General features: G+C 61.2%; 18 protein-coding genes. 7 read left to right on the forward strand and 11 right to left on the reverse strand.

The window, feature by feature from the left end; all coding sequences use genetic code 11:
• Nucleotides 1-77: 77 nt before the first annotated feature.
• The 3 genes from VL202_RS05000 to VL202_RS05010 form a co-directional block, all read right to left on the reverse strand.
• On the reverse strand, nt 78-1,472 hold the full coding sequence (locus VL202_RS05000; protein ID WP_325463053.1) for an FAD/NAD(P)-binding protein: 1,395 nt from the start codon (nt 1,470-1,472) through the stop codon (nt 78-80).
• Nucleotides 1,473-1,717: 245 nt separating this feature from the next.
• Complete coding sequence (locus tag VL202_RS05005) at nt 1,718-2,110, reverse strand: hypothetical protein (protein ID WP_325463054.1); 393 nt, start codon at nt 2,108-2,110, stop codon at nt 1,718-1,720.
• A gap of 193 nt (nt 2,111-2,303) precedes the next feature.
• Entirely contained in the window at nt 2,304-3,035 is a 732-nt protein-coding gene (locus VL202_RS05010) for a GntR family transcriptional regulator (RefSeq protein WP_325463055.1), read from the reverse strand.
• A gap of 231 nt (nt 3,036-3,266) precedes the next feature.
• Here VL202_RS05010 and VL202_RS05015 point away from each other — a divergent pair, with 231 nt between their 5' ends.
• Nucleotides 3,267-4,280 (forward strand): SIS domain-containing protein, encoded by a 1,014-nt coding sequence (locus tag VL202_RS05015; protein WP_325463056.1) that lies wholly within the window; start codon nt 3,267-3,269, stop codon nt 4,278-4,280.
• An 84-nt stretch (nt 4,281-4,364) separates the two neighbouring features.
• Nucleotides 4,365-5,177: a PfkB family carbohydrate kinase gene (locus tag VL202_RS05020; protein WP_325463057.1), complete on the forward strand. Its 813-nt coding sequence runs from the start codon at nt 4,365-4,367 to the stop codon at nt 5,175-5,177.
• A 63-nt stretch (nt 5,178-5,240) separates the two neighbouring features.
• Here VL202_RS05020 and VL202_RS05025 read toward each other — a convergent pair whose 3' ends face one another.
• From VL202_RS05025 to VL202_RS05055, 7 genes are all read right to left on the reverse strand, one after another.
• On the reverse strand, nt 5,241-5,990 hold the full coding sequence (locus VL202_RS05025) for an amino acid ABC transporter ATP-binding protein (protein WP_325463058.1): 750 nt from the start codon (nt 5,988-5,990) through the stop codon (nt 5,241-5,243).
• Between the two features lie 15 nt (nt 5,991-6,005).
• Entirely contained in the window at nt 6,006-6,893 is an 888-nt protein-coding gene (locus VL202_RS05030; protein WP_325463059.1) for a DMT family transporter, read from the reverse strand.
• Nucleotides 6,883-7,854 (reverse strand): amino acid ABC transporter permease, encoded by a 972-nt coding sequence (locus VL202_RS05035; protein ID WP_325463060.1) that lies wholly within the window; start codon nt 7,852-7,854, stop codon nt 6,883-6,885. Before VL202_RS05035 ends, VL202_RS05030 begins: the two co-directional genes overlap by 11 nt.
• A gap of 15 nt (nt 7,855-7,869) precedes the next feature.
• A complete protein-coding gene (locus VL202_RS05040; protein WP_325463110.1) occupies nt 7,870-9,150 on the reverse strand; it encodes an FAD-binding oxidoreductase in 1,281 nt (426 codons plus the stop codon).
• Nucleotides 9,151-9,218: 68 nt separating this feature from the next.
• The gene (locus VL202_RS05045) at nt 9,219-10,046 is read right to left on the reverse strand and encodes a transporter substrate-binding domain-containing protein (RefSeq protein ID WP_325463061.1); all 828 of its coding nucleotides are present in this window, start codon (nt 10,044-10,046) and stop codon (nt 9,219-9,221) included.
• A 369-nt stretch (nt 10,047-10,415) separates the two neighbouring features.
• The gene (locus tag VL202_RS05050; RefSeq protein WP_325463062.1) at nt 10,416-11,030 is read right to left on the reverse strand and encodes a general stress protein; all 615 of its coding nucleotides are present in this window, start codon (nt 11,028-11,030) and stop codon (nt 10,416-10,418) included.
• Between the two features lie 42 nt (nt 11,031-11,072).
• Nucleotides 11,073-11,393 carry a PepSY domain-containing protein gene (locus VL202_RS05055; protein ID WP_325463063.1) on the reverse strand — a complete coding sequence of 107 codons (321 nt, stop codon included), beginning with the start codon at nt 11,391-11,393 and terminating at the stop codon, nt 11,073-11,075.
• Between the two features lie 25 nt (nt 11,394-11,418).
• Here VL202_RS05055 and VL202_RS05060 point away from each other — a divergent pair, with 25 nt between their 5' ends.
• Both VL202_RS05060 and VL202_RS05065 read left to right on the forward strand, forming a co-directional pair.
• Entirely contained in the window at nt 11,419-11,709 is a 291-nt protein-coding gene (locus VL202_RS05060) for a hypothetical protein (protein WP_325463064.1), read from the forward strand.
• Between the two features lie 152 nt (nt 11,710-11,861).
• Nucleotides 11,862-12,794 (forward strand): dihydrodipicolinate synthase family protein, encoded by a 933-nt coding sequence (locus VL202_RS05065; RefSeq protein WP_325463065.1) that lies wholly within the window; start codon nt 11,862-11,864, stop codon nt 12,792-12,794.
• 103 nt (nt 12,795-12,897) lie between these two features.
• On the opposite strand, the gene VL202_RS05070 is transcribed toward VL202_RS05065, so the two are convergent.
• Complete coding sequence (locus VL202_RS05070; protein ID WP_325463066.1) at nt 12,898-13,509, reverse strand: TetR/AcrR family transcriptional regulator; 612 nt, start codon at nt 13,507-13,509, stop codon at nt 12,898-12,900.
• 104 nt (nt 13,510-13,613) lie between these two features.
• Here VL202_RS05070 and VL202_RS05075 point away from each other — a divergent pair, with 104 nt between their 5' ends.
• From VL202_RS05075 to VL202_RS05085, 3 genes are all read left to right on the forward strand, one after another.
• Complete coding sequence (locus VL202_RS05075) at nt 13,614-14,297, forward strand: PspA/IM30 family protein (protein ID WP_325463067.1); 684 nt, start codon at nt 13,614-13,616, stop codon at nt 14,295-14,297.
• A gap of 43 nt (nt 14,298-14,340) precedes the next feature.
• Entirely contained in the window at nt 14,341-14,622 is a 282-nt protein-coding gene (locus VL202_RS05080; RefSeq protein WP_325463068.1) for a YiaA/YiaB family inner membrane protein, read from the forward strand.
• A 92-nt stretch (nt 14,623-14,714) separates the two neighbouring features.
• Nucleotides 14,715-18,107 (forward strand): acyl-[ACP]--phospholipid O-acyltransferase, encoded by a 3,393-nt coding sequence (locus VL202_RS05085; RefSeq protein ID WP_325463069.1) that lies wholly within the window; start codon nt 14,715-14,717, stop codon nt 18,105-18,107.
• The last annotated feature ends 4 nt before the right edge of the window (nt 18,108-18,111 follow it).

The raw sequence follows: 18,111 nt of genomic DNA on the forward strand, positions 1-18,111 counted from the left end.
CCGCGGAACGCCGGTTCAATGGATCAGACGACGTCGCCAAACGCCGCTGTACATATTTTTAAAATGTGCCGATCTGGTCAGCTTGCCTGCGATTGCGGCTGTGACCGGGCATTGATCAGGGTCGCGGCCGCATAGGTCTGCGTGACGATTTCCGGCACCAGGTCGATATCGGGAAGCGAGCCCAACCCCAGTGGGCCGATGGCGAACAGGCCGGCCGGCCGGCCTCGTTCGGTCAGCAACTCGCCGGACGGATTGACGGCAAGGCCGAGGTCCAGCTCGTCGGTGGTTGCAAGGCCCGCCCGCAACAGGTCGGCAACGACCGGATCCTTCAGATCGGGCGACAGGCAGCGGCAATCAATGACCTCGTCGGCCAGAAGCTTTTCCTCGCCGGATTGACCGGCCCAGCGAACCAGCAGGCCGTCCGGCAGATGCCTCAGCGTCGTGCCGCGCTTCAATTCGGTCATGCCGCCGGCAAATTCCCTTTCCAGCCGCGCATGGACATCCGCCGGCAGGCGGTTGCGGTGGCTGTCATAGATGGCGCGCAGGTGCCGGTTGAATTGCCGCTTCTCGTTCGGCGGCAACGATGCCCACAGCGAACGGGCACGCTTGCGCAGGCCGTTCATCGCCGCCTGCCAGCTCCAGCCGTTTTCCTCCGCCTGGGCACAGGCCTTGCGGACGAAACGGACGATGCTGCGCAGTTGCGACGGCATCGGCTGGGTCGGGAAGACAGCATCCGCCGGCATTCTTGTATGTGGCTGCGGCAGGAAACCACGACGCGACAGGATGGTGATGCGCCCGGTGAACCCGCCATCGCGCAACTGCAGGACCTGGTCGACGGCGCGCAGGCCATTGCCCAGAACGACAACATGCCGTGACAGGCCAGCCGGCTGCAGCAAACGGACCTGCCGATCCTCTCGCGCCGTTTCCGCCGGCGCCTTCATTCCGTAGCCGGTCGCAAGGATCACATTGTCGTGGATCGCCTCGCCGCCGTCATCGAGGTCAAGCGTGAACAGGCCATTGTCGTTGCGGCGCAGCCGGGTAATGCCTTCGTTGGACATCTGGACACTGACATCCTTGCGTTGGGCGAGCGCCTCGGAAAACCGCTGATAGACATAGTCGCTGAAGGTCGATTTCGGCACGAATATCTGGCCGAAGCCCGGGATCGCCGCCGAGACCGCCTCACGAAATGGCGCGTTGGCCTGCAGCCAGCGGGTGAAATCCTTCGGCTCTCCGGTCGAGACCGAAAGATCACGGGCGCGGCTGTTGAGGATTTCGGTGGACCGGGACGTGGCAAGCGCCTGACCACCGCTGACAGTGGGCCGGGGATCGAACAGGCGCAACTGGAACGGCTGGTTCACCGTCTTCAATAGCGCGATCGCCATCATCAGGCCGGAAAAACCGCGGCCAACAATGGCGATCTGCAAGAGCCCTTCGTTAAAATCGACGGGCGAGGAAAAACTGTGTACCGTCATATCATTTGCTCCCCGCATCATGCGGCTGGATGGTTGAACCCACATGCAAACGCCAAATATACGGCATACTCTATATATTTTGTCATATTAGGCACAGAGAAGCCCTGGTTTCAAGTCGTTTTCACGCTTGGAAATTATCTGAAATATTTCCGCACCTTATCGCATATGCGAAGGCATTACCCGGCTGCCCCCACCTGGAAACGCCGCCGCATGCGCGGTGGATCGGCGCCAATTTGTCGGACACGCTATCGCGCGATATGACTGGTGCGCGACTTTTCGAAACGCCGGATAAAGGCGTCGATATCGCCATTGCCATGGCGCATCTGCCGCTTGCGCACCATGATGCCCATGACCCGCGCAGCTGTTGAAAACGTCATTTCGTCGAGCGGGCTGTCGCTGCTCCAGGGCTTCGTCAGGCGTTCGGTGATTGCGCTGACCATGTTGTTGGGAAGGATATCCGTGCAATCACGCATGTGATCGAAAACAGCTGCGATCGAAACGGGCATGCCCTGATGATAGACCAACGGAACATCGTCGCCGCCGATCCAGTCGTCATAGGCTTCAAGGGCGTCCCGAAACAGTTGATGCAGGGTGATGGGGGCATGACCTTCATGAAGGTCGGGCAACAGGTTGTTCATCTGCACATCCTCATCGTTGTTAACACGGTGTTGGTGCCGACGGAAATCGACCTGACGCGAAAACACGCTGAAGACGGGATTGTTCCATGGTTTCGCAAAAAAATGGGGCAGTCAGTTTTGGCCGCACGCAAGAGCGGGCTGGACTGCCTGATGAAGTGGCGACGGATACGTTGCCAGAGCGCCGGCCGGCGCCCTACTTCCGCACGAGGCTGAAGGAGAAGTGGGTGCCGCGGTGATAGTCGATGGCGTGGATGACCGGGACGCCGGCGACGTTGAAGCACGTTTCGCGGATGAGCAGCGCCGGGCCGAAGCCGCGCAGGTCGTGGCGTTCGGCGACATCGGGGGGCAGCATCACGGCCGAGACCTTGGCGGATGACATGCGGGGCCGGTGGCGATACCGTTCCAGCAATGAAAGAAGCGAGCCGCTCCAGTCCACGTCGAACAGGCGGGCCGGGATAATCTGCCGTGGGACGTAATCGATACAATACATGATCGGTTCGTCGTTCTCGAGCCGCAGGCGCTCCAGCCGGATCACCCGCTCTCCGGGCGTCAGTTGCAGATGCGCGGCTGTGGTCGCGTCCGGTTCCTCCTCGGCGATGGAGAGCACCCGGTTGGCGGTCTTGTACCCATAGTGCTGCGTCATATCGGTGACACTCTCGAACACTGTGATCGGCCGTTCGACGCTGACCGCCGACATGGCAGAAACGAAACGGCCGCGCCCATGCTCGACGAAGATGACATCATCCTGTTCAAGCAGCTTCAGCGCCTCGCGCACGGCCGGACGAGAGATCTTGAATCGCTGCGTCAGCTGGGCCTCCGTCGGAAGCTTGTCGCCCGGCTTCAGACCATCGTCCTTGATCAGATTGGCGATGCGGTCGCGCAACTGGATGACCAATGTGCGTGTATCGCGAATAGGCTCGTCCAATTATGACCTCTTGCTAATTTATAGTGACACCCAATTGTTCTTGTCTGACAAATTCGTAAAGGTCAACCGGCGCCTTGCGTCGCCCCGGTCCTTGCCCATGGTGCTCCGGCATCAATCCATGCGAAATTCGCACGACCTTGTCGTTGACAACAAAAATTTACGATGTCAGTTGTCTTACAACATTAACTTCAGTCAACACGGCTTCACGGCCCAGCTCAAGCGAGACCCGCCATGCTCAACTTCGACGAACAACGTTTCCTGCGAATCCAGAACGGCGCCGTGGGGCTGCACGCGCGGCTCGACCAGGTGATCGGCTCCTGCCTTTCGTCCGGCGCGGAAAATGTATTCTTCCTAGGAACGGGTGGGGCCGCGATCCTCATGCAGCCGGCTGCACAGCTGCTGCAGACAAAATCACGCTTCCCGGCCTTTCACGGCCTGCCTGCCGAGCTAGTGGTCACCGGGTCGGCGAACCTGACGGAAAAATCGATCGTCGTCATGCCGTCGCTGTCGGGTACGACCAAGGAAAGCGTAGCGCTTCTCGCCAAGCTCAAGGAGATCGGCGCGACCGTGCTGACTCTCGTCGGCCATGCGGAAACCCCGCTCGGCAAGGGCGGCGACCATGTCTTCGTCAATTTTGCCGAGGACGATACGTCTTGCGAATCTTTCTATCTGCAATCCCTGATCATTGCGCTCTCGATCCTGAAGCACCGTGGCGAGATCGCCAATTACGACCAGGTGGTGGGCGAACTTGTGCAACTTCCGGCGCTGCTGCTCGAGGTCAAGCGTGCCTATGAGCCGACGGCGGAAGACTTTGCCCGGACGTTGGCGGCGTCGGACTATCACATCGTCACCGGTGCCGGAAACGCCTGGCCGCAGGCATTCTATTACGGCATGTGCATCCTGGAAGAAATGCAGTGGATCCGTACACGCCCGGTCCACGCCTCCGACTTTTTCCACGGCACGCTGGAACTGGTGGAAAAGGACGTCAGCGTCATCCTCTTCAAGGGCGAGGACGCACTTCGACCGCTCGCCGAGCGCGTCGAGAATTTCGTTCCGAACTATACCGACAAGCTGACGGTCCTGGATACGGCCGGGTTCAAACTGCCGGGCATTTCCGACGAAGTCCGCGCCCTGGTTTCGCCGGTGCTGCTTGCGACTGTTCTGGAGCGCATCAGCGCCCATCTCGAAGTGCTGCGCAACCATCCGCTGACGACCCGCCGCTATTACAAGCGCGTCGCCTATTGAGGCAAATCTGAAATCGCCTTAAGGCCGCGCATGCCGCGCTTGCATGCGCGGCCTTCGTCGTCGCAACCCTGCCGGGGAACCCGCATGAAAAAGCTCCGCTTCGCAACTGTCGGCGACAATTGTATCGATCGCTTCCAGCCACCGGTCGGGCAGTCGCTGGTCGGCGGCAACGCCGTCAATGTCGCGGTCCAGTTGGCGGCGCTCGGGCACGACTGCTTTTATTTCGGCGCCGTCGGCACCGATCCGGATGGCGTGAGAACACGTCGGCTTCTGCGAGGAAACGGCGTTCTCACCGAGTATCTGCAGGATCGGACAGGCGTGACTGCCTATACCGACATCGCCGTGCTGGAATCGGGCGACCGTGTCATGACCTTCGAGGATTTCGGTGTCTGCGCCGGTTATGCACCCTCTCCTTCCGAGGTCGAAATCCTGAAAACGATGGACCATGTCCATATCGGCTGGCTGGACGATGGCGGAACGCTCAAACGTACGCTCTCGTCCGCCGGTATCAGCGTTTCGCAGGACCTGTCTGTCAATGCCGATCCCGCCAATCGCAGCGCCGATGGTCTCGCCATCGCCTTCGGTTCGGCCGGCGAGGATGGCGAGATCGCCGAACGGATGACAACAGAACTTCTCCAACAAGGCGCCCGGCTCGCCGTCGTCACGCGCGGCGCGCTCGGCTCCAGCGCCAGCGATGGCTCGAACACAGTGACAACCGGCGTCACAGCCGTCGAGATCATCGACACGACGGGTGCCGGCGACAGCTTCATCGCCGGTTTTCTATCGGCCCATATCGGCGGACTGGCGCTGGAAGCCTGCCTGGAGGCCGGGCGGGATCGAGCCGCGCTGACCTGCGGCCATGTCGGCGGCTTCCCGCAGGTTCCCGCCCCACTTTGATCTCGATACCATGAGCATGAAAGCAGACGGCGGATCTTGCGTCCGCCGTCTGCTTTTCCGTGTCTAGTGAAGCAACTGGCTGAGGAAAAGACTGGCGCGTTCGGTCTTCGGACGGGCGAAAAAATCGTCCGGCTTTCCTTCCTCCACGATCCGGCCGCGATCCATGAAGATCACCCGGTCGGCAACCTGGCGGGCAAAACCCATTTCATGCGTTACGCAGACCATGGTCATGCCCTCCCCCGCCAGTTCGACCATCGTATCGAGCACTTCCTTGACCATTTCCGGATCGAGCGCCGAGGTCGGCTCGTCGAACAGCATGACCTTCGGATTCATGCACAATGCCCGGGCGATGGCGACGCGCTGCTGCTGGCCGCCGGACAATTGGCCCGGATATTTGTTTGCCTGGTCAGGAATACGGACACGCTCCAGGAAGGTCATGGCGATATCGACGGCATGCTTGCGCGGCAGATTCTTGACCCACATCGGCGCCAGGATGCAGTTTTCGAGGATGGTCAGGTGCGGAAACAGGTTGAACTGCTGGAACACCATGCCGATGCCCCGGCGGATCATGTCCGCCTTGCGCTCGTCATCATCGAGCTCAACGCCGCCGACGAGAATATGGCCCTGTTGATGCGCTTCCAGCCGATTGACGCAACGGATCAGCGTCGATTTGCCGGAGCCGGACGGCCCGCAAATCACCACCTTCTCTTTCGGCGCGATGGAAAGGTTGATGTCGTCGAGCGCATGGAACTGGCCGAACCATTTGTGGACGCTGCGCAGCACGATCTGCGCGTTCTGCATGGAAGGGTTCATCGATGTCTCCAAGGGTTATTTCAGGACAAGCCAGCCCGACAGAATGATGACGGCGCCGCCCGCCAGCGTGTGAAACTCGACCGGCGTCGCAAACAGCAATCCGCCATAGACCATGCCCCAGATGATCTGGCTGTACTGGAACGGCGCGACGATCGAAGCCTTGCCGATGCGGAAAGCCCTGACCAGCAGCATATGACCGGCAAACATGAAGGCTCCGGCAAGGCAGGCCAATCCGACATCGATCATGGTGACCGGCGTCAGTCCACCGTTGACGAACGTGACCGCCAGCGCCAACACGGTCAGCACAGCCAGCAGTGTCGCGACGAGCGCGCCATCGGATTCGCCCGGTTTCGCGCGCCTTAAAAGAATAAGCGACAGCGCGAACAACAGTGCCGAGCCGACTGCGGCGGCATGACCGAGGTTCAACGGCTCCACGCCCGGCCGCAAGGCCACCGTCACGCCGATGAAGCCGATCAGAACGCCGGACCAGGCGAGCATCGACAGGCGCTCTCCGAGAAGGAGGAAGGCCAGCACCGCCACCATCAGCGGCGTCAGGAAGGCGAGAAGATAGGCGTCGGCCAGCGGAAGCACGGCGAAGGCATAGTGGATGAGCAGCGTATCGGCCGCCAGCAGCAGCGCCCGCAAAAGGGCCAGCCCCGGATAGCGCGGCAAGAGAATGCCGCCGTTGCGAGTGATCGCGGCCTGCGCCACGATGAGTACGAGAGCGGCGGCCGTGACCATGAAGGTCACCTGCGGCACGGCGAAGCGCTGGGCCAGAAGCTTGACGATGGCATCCGTCGCTGAGAACACGCAGAAGGCAAGGAGCACGACGAGGACGGCGCGCAGATTGGAGGAGGCGGCCGGTCTGTCCCGCATCCGGCCGGAGATGATATCAGCGGGCATTGAACCGCCCGAAGCGTTCCTCGATGCGGGACTGCAGGAATTCAAGCCCGATCGACAGGATCCAGTAGATCATCGACGCGGTGATCAGCATTTCGATATGCCGGAACTCCGTCTGGCCCTGCGTGCGGGCGAGATACATGATTTCCCAGACACCGACGACGGAGACCAGCGAGGAATCCTTCAGCATGGCGATGAACTGGTTGCCGGTCGGCGGAATGATGACCCGCATCGCCTGCGGCAGGATGACGAGCGCCATGGTCTGGCTGGAACTCAATCCCAGCGCGGTTGCGCCTTCGGTCTGTCCGCGCGGAATGCTCTCGATACCGGCCCGGAAGATTTCCGTCATGTAGGCGCCGTAGCAGAGCGACAGCGCCAGGATGCCGGCGGGAACCGCACCGATGACGTAGCCGACCTGCGGCAGGCCGAGATAGATGATGTAGATCTGCATCAGCAGCGGCAGACCGCGAAACAGCGAGGTGTAGAATGTCGCCAGCCCGTAGATCACGCCGTTCTTCGACAGTTTCGCGATTGCGCCTGCCAGCGCGATGCCGGTCGCCACAACGATGGAAATGGCGGAGATATAGAGCGTCGTCACCACGCCCTGCGAGATCATGAATCCGATCTTCTTGCCGATGAAGGGCAGGGAAAGATTGAAGGAATAGAAGAACAGCATCAGCAGCAAGAACAATTCGAGCCAGACGCCGATGATTTGCTGGCGTCGTGTCAGCTGGCGAAGCGCCATCCAGTTGGCGGCGAGGATCAGCGCGATCATGCCGGCGGCGAAGAGACGCCCGAGAGCGATGTTGTCCGCCAGCCACCCGGTGCTGGCCGGGATCAAATAACCGACCCAGGCCGAGCTGATGCCCATGGCATAGAGGCCAAGGGTGATAAGGCAGAGAACGAAGGCAATCGCCGCGCGTCGCGCGGCATCGGGATAATTCAGTATCAAACGGCCAATCATGTCCATCCTCCGCCGTCAGGCCGCGCGCTCGCGCCAGAGATCCTGAGCCTGCAATTTCCAATAGGTGAGTTGCGCGACCGCCAGCCCGGCAAGGCCGCCCGCCCAGACGAGCCCGAATGGCTTGAACAGGGTATAGCGGTCGCTTTGTCCGAGAATGCCCTCGGCGACGACCTTGCCGCCGATCGCCGTGGTGTTGAGCCCATGCCCGCCGAAGGCCGTGCAATGCCAGACACCCGGCTGCATCTGGCCGATCTGGGGCATGAGATGGCGGGCGTAGGACATCAGGCCGGACCAGGCGAGTTCCGTCTTCAATTCTGAAAGCTGCGGATAGGTTCCCGTCATCTCGCGGCGCAATTCACCTGCAAGAGCTGCAGCCGACGCCGCCCGCGTGGTGATCCGCCCGCCCCACAGGATGCGCTTGCCGCCATCGACAAGCCGGTAATAGTCGCCGGCGCGGCGATTGTCGCCGATCGCATCGGTCGTCGCTATGGCCTCACGGATCAGGTCCGGCGCTTCTTCGCTCAGCATCACATAGGTGGCGATCGGCAGGAAGGCGCGTTTCAAGCGCCCGTTGAGCGCCCCGGTATAGCCGCCGGTCGTGAAGACGACATGGCGCGCCTTGACGCGACCATCTGCGGTGCTGACGATTTTTTCCGGTCCATCCAGTCTCGTCGCCGTGGCCTGGGAACTTTCATAAATCCGCCCGCCCAGCCGCTCGATTTCGGCGGCAATGGCGCGCAGGTAATTGAGCGGGTGCATATGGAACGCCTTCGCATCCCGCAAACCCTGGTAATAGCGGCTGGACTTCAGGACCGAGCGAACCTGATCACGCTCGAGATAGTCGAGCTGATAATTGTATTTGCGCGCCACCTGATCCGCATGGGACTTGAGGCTGGAGCCGCCATCATGACGCAGCACGCTCATGATACCCGGTTGCGGGCGGGCGCCCTCGATTGCGAGATCGCGAATGGTGTCGCGGACGAAATCGACGCCTTCGATCGACAGAAGATGGATCTTTCGCGCATTCTCCGGGCCGGCCATGCTGGCGATCTCATCGCCACCTGTCGCAAATCCCGGACTGACAAAACCGCCGTTGCGGCCGGACGCGCCGAAACCGACGCTCTCGGCTTCCAGCACGACGACGACCTGTCCGGCCCGCGCCAGTTGCAGAGCCGTTGTCAGACCGGCAAGCCCCGCGCCGATGATCACCGTGTCACAGTCCGCAGTGCCCTTGAGCACAGGCCTGACCTTTTCTTCCATCATCGTGCGTCGGTAGTAGGTATCGGGATAGGACATGTTCTTGCTCGCGGGCTTGCGCATGGAGAGTCGCACGGACGGCAAAAACCGCCCGTGCGATCATGATATCAGTCGGCGGCGTAGTCCTTGCCGTACCATTTGGTGGTCAGCGTTGCCAGCGTGCCGTCCTTTTTCATGTCAGCGACGATCGCGCCAACCTTGGCGGTCCATTCCGGATCGACCTTCTCGGCGATCACGACCAGCGGCTCCTTGAAGGCATAATCGCCTTCGAGAATGCGGAGCGGATAGCCGTTCTTGATGGCATTCGCGGCCGTCTGCTCCGGCGCGATGACCGCATCGAGGCGGACACCGGCGCCAAGGCGCAGGTCATCGAACGGCAGCATGGAATCGGCGAAGGTGCGGATTTCACCCGGTTCGATCTTGTATTCGATCGGCGGCAGGCCCGGCGCGTCGATTTCCAGCTGGCGGCGGATGAAATCCTCCGATGTCGTCGCTGTTTCAACGCCGATGATCTTGCCGTTGAGGTCTTCGACCGTCTTGGCAGTGCTGTCCTTGTGAACGACGTAGACATAGGGGCTGTAATAATAGACGCCGACGAAATCGATGACCTGGGCGCGCGCCTTGGTCGGCGTGACGGAACCGACGCCGAGATCATAGCGCCCCTGCCAGCGGCCGCCGGTCAGCGTTGCCCAGTCCGGCGTATCGAAGCTCACCTCGACGCCGAGGCGCTTGGCGATCTCGCGTGACACGTCGATATCGAAGCCGACCATTTCATTGTTGTCGTCGAGAAAACTCTGGGGTGGCCAACCACTGTTGGTGGCAACGACCATTGCCTTCTTCCCCATCACGCGGTCGAGCGTTTCGCCCGCATGTGCCGACGTAAAGACACCCAGAGCGGCGATGCCGATCGCCAGGTGTGTGAGAAACTTCCTCATGCCTTCCTCCCTTAAGCGGCTTTCGCCACGATCCCATTTTTTGTAAGATGTCAGACAACATAATGTAGAAGTGAAACCTGCCCGCGAGTCAAGCGACGGAGCGATCCTGAGAAATGAAAGAAATTGATGAGGCAATGCGATTTCGTGATGACATGAGGATGAGTAGTATGGTGATCAGAAGCCGAGTCCACGCGCTGGCGCGATCGGCTCATGCCTCGTTCCAAGCCTGTTCAGCCATATCCCGGAGGTGATCGCAGTCTCATCGCTTGCGTGAACGCGCCTGCCGAACTTCGGCCACATGGCGCCCGGCCGAATAGAAACGGGGCCTCGAAAGGCCCCGTCGATTATCCACCGTTCGATTGTCTATCCTCAGATGATCGACGCCCGACCTGCATAACGGCCCCGTTCCGCATCGATCTCGGCTTGCGAATACGGGTCAGACCTTTCGTCGAAGCTGGTCCAGCCCTGCCCTTCATAGGCAGTCCGGCGGGCCGGGAGATCGACCCAATTGGAACGCTGCAGGATCGCCTCAGCTTCCGTGGCGCGCGCATCGTCAACCTTCGCCGTCACCAGCGTGCCGCCACGGCGAACGCCTTCGGCATAGACATGGGCGTCGCGTTCATCGACGCCGGAATCCGTCAGAGCCCCGACGATTCCGCCGGTGACACCGCCGACAACCGCGCCCGCCGCGGCGCCAGCCGCCGTCGCGGCGAGCCAGCCAGCGGCGACAACGGGGCCGACGCCCGGAATGGCCATGATGCCGAGACCGGTAAGCAGACCCCCGACGCCGCCAACGGCAGCGCCGATGCCGGCACCCGTTCCCGCATCTTCGGCGGCGTCATTGTCATTCGCCTTGTGACGGCCATCCGAATTGTTGGAAACGATGCTGATATCGCTGTCGGACACTCCTGCCGCCTTCAGTTGGTCAACCGCCGAGCTTGCGTCGGAATAATCGTCGAAAAGTCCCGTAACCGTCTTCGTCATGATCTATCTCCTTGTTGTTCTTTATGATTTATCGTGGATCGCTTACTTGGCGACGACGTTGCCCTGGTAGTCCATCGACACCATGGCGGGCTTGCCGTCCTTGGTGGCCTTGGCCTGCCAGACACCCTTGTCATCGAGCTTCAGCTCTGTGACATCCGCATAGCCGGCTTCGACGATGCGGTCCCTGGCCTGGTCCTCGGTGAAACTGTTGGCGCCCGCGACCGGTGCCGTGGCGTTCTGGTCGCTCGGCGTTGCAACCGCCGGCGTATCGCCGTCCGGATTGGCCGCAGGCTTCGTTTCCTGCGCGAATACCGATGTTGCGGAAAAGGCAACAGCCGCTGCTGTGATAAGAAGGTTCTTCATTGGGTTGTCCTCGTTCGGATCGTCAGTGATCCTCGGCCTCCAAAACCAGCAATCTGCGGAAATGTTCCGAACAAAAACCTGCTCACCGGCCGGAAAAGATAAAAAAACCGGTCATTTAGCCGATATCGAAGCGGACACGGACGCGCCGCTTTTTCCGCTGAAGCCTTGCCTACAAAGGGTCCGGCGCGGTCGCGACGACTGCGTCATCCTTCACCTTGTCTATCGCCGTGCTCCGGCCAATGCCGATCCGCAAGGTCATGTCGGCAAACGTTTTTTCCGCAATCTCGTCTGCGAAACGTCGTATTCGTGCAATTGAAATATCACTGCCAAAGACCGAAAAATCGCGTATTTTGATATACTTATGAATTCCGCTCGATCCGCATGATATTTTCTGGACAGATAACTGGCATCGTGATATATCACAGAGCATCAGACCAATTCATCCACACCCGTATTCAGGAGATTACGATGACGGCGAATATATTCAGCGGCTGCATTCCCGCGCTGATGACCCCCTGCAAGCCTGATCGCACGCCGGATTTCGACGCGCTCGTTCGCAAGGGCAAGGCACTGATCGCAGCCGGCATGTCCGCCGTCGTCTATTGCGGCTCGATGGGTGACTGGCCGCTGCTGACCGATGAAGAACGACAGGAAGGTGTGCGCAGGCTGGCGGAAGCCGGCGTTCCGGTCATCGTCGGCACCGGCGCGATCAACACCAAATCGGCCGTCAGCCATGCAGCACATGCGGCGCGTGTCGGCGCCAAGGGCCTGATGGTCATCCCCCGCGTCCTGTCGCGCGGCACCTCCGTCTCGGCCCAGCGCGAGCATTTTTCCGCCATCTTGGCCGCTGCCAAGGACCTGCCGGCGGTCATCTACAACAGCCCCTATTACGGCTTCGCCACCCGTGCCGATCTCTTCTTCGAATTGCGCGCCCGCTTCTCCAACCTTGTCGGCTTCAAGGAATTCGGCGGGAAAAAGGACATGACCTATGCGGCCGAAAACATCACATCGGGCGATGACAGCCTGACCCTGATGATTGGCGTCGATACCGGCGTCTATCACGGCTTTGTCTATTGCGGCGCCGGCGGCGCCATCACCGGCATCGGCAATGCCCTGCCGAAAGAAGTCCTGCATCTGGTATCGCTCTGCGAAAAGGCCGCCAAGGGCGATGCCACGGCGCGGCGTGAAGCGCTTGAACTCGAGGAAGCACTGACCGTGCTCTCCACCTATGACGAAGGCCCGGACCTCGTCCTGCACTACAAGCACCTGATGGTGCTGAACGGCGACACGGAATACACGCTGCACTTCAACGAAACCGACAAGCTCGGCGCCTCGCAGCAGAAGCACCTGGAAAACCAGTTTACGCTGTTCAAGGCCTGGTATGCCGCGCGGTATGCCTGAGCGATCAGTCTTGCATCCGCCAAGACGCAACAGCGGAAACAGCTGTTACCGCAAGCGCATCATGTGAGGTGCGAAACGGGGGAACGCGGTTGCAATCGCGTCCTCACTCCGCCTGCCGGGCCTTCGATCCGGCGGCGATCGTCAGGACGAATTCGTCGAGTTCCCGTTCCAGACATTCCATGGGGACGCCGACGAAGCGGGCTTCGAGGCTGATGCTGATGACGCCGTGCACGGCGCCGAACAATGTCCGGGCGCGGCTGGCGCGGTCTTCAATCGAAAGGCTGGGCTGCAGCTCGGCCAGCGGTTCGGCGATGACGTCCATCAGGAACATGTGCTCCTGGAGGTGCCATTCCGGTGATTGCTGACCCTCCGCCGGACGATGCTCGAACAGCGCCTTCCACAGATGGCGGTGCTTGACCGCGAAAGCGAGATAGCCGCCTGCCAGATTGCGCATCCGGTCCGTCGGCGTCCGGTCTTTCACCTCCTGCAGGGTCAGCGACGCTTCCAGCGCTTTCAGCGTGCTGGAATTGACGTGAATGATCAACTCATCGAGATCGGAAAACACCGTATAGAGCCCTCCGAGGGCGCAGCCGGCGTCCTGGGTGACGTCGCGGGCGCGCAGCCTCGCCAGTCCATCGGTGCTGATACGCTTGCGCGCGGCCTCGATCAGCCTCACCTTCAGATCCTCGCGTTTTTCTTGCCGCTTTCCCGCCATTAACCCTGTCCGATTCAAAGGATGAACGCCGTTCATTTTTAATCTTGAACAGCGTTCATTTTCGCGTATATTCGTGAACATTGTTCATACACGGGAGGAAGGACATGTTCAATTTAATTCTGACATTGCTGCGTGGCCGCGGGCATGAGGCCGAACAGGCTTTTGCCGATCGCAACGCCGTACCGCTGCTCGCACAGCAGATCCGCGACGCCAGCCTGGCGATCCAGTCCACCCGCCGCGCCGTTGCCGTCGCCATCGCCCAGAACACGCAGGAAAAGAAGCAGCACGCCACGATCACCGGCCATATCGCCGATCTCGAAACCCGCACGCTTGCCGCCCTGCAAAAAGGCGATACGCTGCTGGCACGGGAAGCGGCCGAAACGATCGCTCATCTGGAGGCGGAGCGTGACGCATCGACTGCCGCCCAGACGCAGTTCTCGACAGCGATCGACAAGGTAAAGGACACGCTGCGGGCCGCCGAAGCCCGCTTCCACAACTTGCAGCGCGGCGAGCGTCTGGCGCGTACCACCGAGGAGGTGCAGAAGCTCGGCAGGGTTCATACCGGGCGTCGGCTTGCCACCCTTGCCGATGCCGAGGAAACGCTGTCACGGCTTCGGATTCGGCAAGCCCAGAATGAGGTGACCGCCGCCACCCTTCAGGAACTTGAGGGTCTCGCGCCGGAGCGTGTCATCGAGAAGCTTGCCAATGCCGGTTGCGGTGCGCCGCTTCGCATATCGGCGGACGATGTCCTGTCCCGCCTTCGCAGCCGGATGAATTCAGCCGCCTAACACCCCATCAGGAACACGACGCCGCCAACCAAGGATCACGACAATGACCGACAGTTTCCAAAAGCATTCCTCAAGCTGGGTCAGCTTTTCCTATCTTTCCTTCGGCACCGCCGCCTTCATGCTGGCCGCCGGCCTCTACATGATGCCGCTCGATCTCTGGGGCAAAGGCTATCTGACGATGGGCATCCTGATGCTGGTGCAAACCACCGTCAACATCACCAAGACGCTGCGTGACAATGCCGAATCCGAAAAGCTGATCCGCAAGATCGAGGATGCCAAGACCGAAAAGCTTCTGGTCGACTTCAATCGTAGCGGTGAAAATTAATCTTCCTTAACCACACCAAAGAGTTGTTGCGATCCGCAACGATTATGCAACCACTCTGCAGTTATCTGCCCGGATCGAAAGAGGAACCCGCCATGCAACGCAATCTGATGACATCGAGGAAATTTGCGCCGCTCTTCTGGACGCAGTTTCTCTCCGCCTTCAACGACAACTTCCTGAAACAGACTCTGGTCTTCGTGATCCTGGCGCAGATGGCCGCCGAGGGCGCCTCGCTCGTCACCATTGCCGGCGGCATCTTCATCCTGCCCTTCCTGCTGCTCTCGGCCATGGCCGGGCAACTCGCCGACAAATATGACAAGGCCTGGATGGCCGAACTGCTGAAGCGCTCCGAGATCGGGGTCGCGGCCGTCGCCGTCGTCGGCATCGCCTTCTCGTCCATCCCGATCCTGATGCTTGCTTTGTTTGGCTTCGGCGTCATCTCCTCGCTGTTCGGTCCGATCAAATACGGCATCCTGCCGGACCACCTCGAACGCAGGGATCTGCCCAAGGCCAACGCCTGGATCGAGGGCGGCACGTTCATCGCCATCCTGACCGGCACGATCGTTGCGGCACTTGCCTTCACCAGGGGCGACAATGTCTGGGTGTTCGGCCCGATGATGATGGGCCTGTCGGTCCTCTGCTGGATCGCCGCCCGCATGATCCCGGCAACCGGTTCGAAAGCGCCGGACCTCATAGTCGACAAGAACGTGCTGCGCTCGAGCTACACGCTCATCAACGAGTTGCGCCAGGATTCGCGCATCTGGCGCTCGGCCCTGATGAATTCCTGGTTCTGGTTCGTCGGCGCCTTCGTCATGTCCATGCTGCCGATCATGGTGACCGAAATTCTCGGCGGTTCGGAAGTCGTGGTGCCGGCCTATCTGGCAGTCTTTGCGATCTCGATCGCGGTCGGTTCGGCCATTGCCGGCTGGATGTCGGCCGGTCGCATCGTGCTTCTGCCTGCCCCGATCGGAACCCTGATCATCGCCCTCTTCGGCATGCATCTCGCCTGGAATCTCTGGGGCCTGCAAACGATCACGGAAGCCCACACGATCGCCGATTTCTTTGCCGGACCAAACACCATCCGCGTGGCGATCGATCTTGCCGGCATGGCCGTCGGCGGCGCCTTCCTCGCCGTACCCACTTTCGCCGCCATGCAGACCTGGGCGCACGAGGATCGCCGTGCCCGGGTCATCGGTGCAGCCAATGTGCTGTCGGCCGTGTTCATCACCACGGGCCTGGCGCTGGTCGCCGGTCTCCAGGCTGCTGGCCTGACAATTCCGATGATCATTCTCATTCTGTCGGTTCTCAATGTTGGCATCGCCTGGCTGATGCTGATGACACTGCCGACCAATCCCTTCCGTGATTTCATCTCGATCCTGTTCCGTGCCTTCATGCGTCTTGAGGTCGAAGGCCTGGAAAACATCAAGAAGGCCGGCAAGGCGCCGATCATCGCGCTCAACCATGTGAGCTTCCTCGACGGCGCGCTGGCGCTTGCCATCACCGAAGATGAGCCGGTCTTCGCCGTCGATTACAAGATCGCCCAGGCCTGGTGGGTGAAGCCCTTCCTCAAGATGTGCAAATTCCTGCCGCTCGACCCGACGAAGCCGATGGCGACGCGCTCCCTGATCAAGATCGTCCAGGAAGGCCACTCGATCGGCATCTTTCCGGAAGGCCGTCTGACCGTCACCGGTACGCTGATGAAGGTCTATGACGGCGCCGCCATGGTGGCGGATAAGACAGGCTCGATGGTCGTGCCCGTTCGCATCGACGGTCTGGAAAGGAGCTACTTCTCGCGCCTGTCCGGCGGACAGGTTCGCCGCCGCCTGTTCCCGAAGGTCAAGGTCACCATTCTCGAACCCGTCAAGCTCGACGTCCCGGCGGACCTCAAGGGTCGCAAGCGCCGCATCGCCGCCGGGGCTGCCCTCTATCAGGTCATGTCGATGCTCTTGTTCCGCACCACCAACACGGCGACGACCGTGCTGGAGCGGGTCATCGACACCGCGCACGAGCGCGGCATGGGCAGGCTTGCAACGGAAGACCCGGTCACCGGTTCGCTCTCCTACGGCAAGCTCTTGACCGGTGCGGCCGTGCTGGGCGCCCGCTTCCGGAAGATGTTCCCGGAAAGGACCCTCGGCGTCCTGCTGCCGAACGCCAACGGCGCAGTCGCGACCATTCTCGGCGTCATGACCGCCGGCAAGGTGCCGGCCATGCTCAACTTCACCGCCGGCGCCAGCAATATCCTGGCGGCCTGCAAGGCGGCGGAGGTCAGGCATGTGCTGACATCCCGCGCCTTCGTGGCGCAGGCAAAGCTCGGCCCGGTCATCGAGGAGATGGAAAAACACGTGAAGATCGTCTGGCTCGACGACCTGCGCGCCTCGATCACCACGCTGGACAAGGTCGTCGGCCTCATGCGCCGCAGCCGCCCGCTCGCCAAGGCAAACGCAAGCGATCCCGCCGTCATCCTGTTCACTTCCGGCTCGGAGGGAAGCCCCAAGGGTGTGGTCCTGACCCACATCAATATCCTGTCGAACGCCGCCCAGGCCGCCTCGCGCATCGACTTCCATTCGGGCGACAAGGTGTTCAACATTCTGCCGGTGTTTCATTCGTTCGGCCTGACCGCCGGCACCATCCTGCCGCTGATCTCCGGCGTCCCGGTCTATTTCTACCCCTCGCCGCTGCATTACCGCATCGTGCCGGAACTGATCTATGCCTCGAACGCGACCATCATCTTCGGCACGGACACGTTCCTCAACGGCTATGCCCGCACGGCGCATCCCTATGACTTCCGCTCGATCCGCTACATCTTCTCCGGCGCAGAGCCGGTGAAGCCATCGACCCGGCAGACCTATATGGAGAAATTCGGCCTGCGCATCCTGGAAGGCTACGGCGTCACAGAGACGGCGCCGGTCATTTCCATCAACACACCGATGTTCAACAAGTCGGGCACGGTGGGCAAGATCCTGCCGGGCATGGAATGGAAGCTCGAGCCTGTTCCCGGCATCGATGAGGGCGGACGCCTGCATGTGCGCGGCGCCAATGTGATGGCAGGTTATCTGCGCGCCGAGAATCCCGGTGTCCTAGAACCGCTGGCCGATGGCTGGCACGATACCGGCGATATCGTCACGATCGACGAGGACGGTTTCGTCCGGATCTGCGGCCGCGCCAAGCGCTTCGCCAAAATCGGCGGCGAGATGATCTCGCTGGCCGCCGTCGAAACCTTGGCCGGCAAGCTCTGGCCGGATGCTCTCTCCGTCGTCTCGTCGATACCGGACGCCAAGAAGGGCGAGCGCCTCGTCCTCCTCACCGATGCCCCGAACGCCAGCCGCGCCGACTTCGTGGCCTTTGCGAAAGCCAGCGGCGCCATGGACATGATGGTCCCCGCTGAACTGACCATTGGCAAGGTCCCGGTCCTCGGCTCCGGCAAGGTGGACTTCGTCACCGCCCGCAAGATGGCCGAGGGGGCCGCCGCGCCGAAACAGGCAGCGTGATTGT

Source organism: Pararhizobium sp. (genome assembly GCF_035497515.1).
Taxonomy (GTDB): domain Bacteria; phylum Pseudomonadota; class Alphaproteobacteria; order Rhizobiales; family Rhizobiaceae; genus Pararhizobium.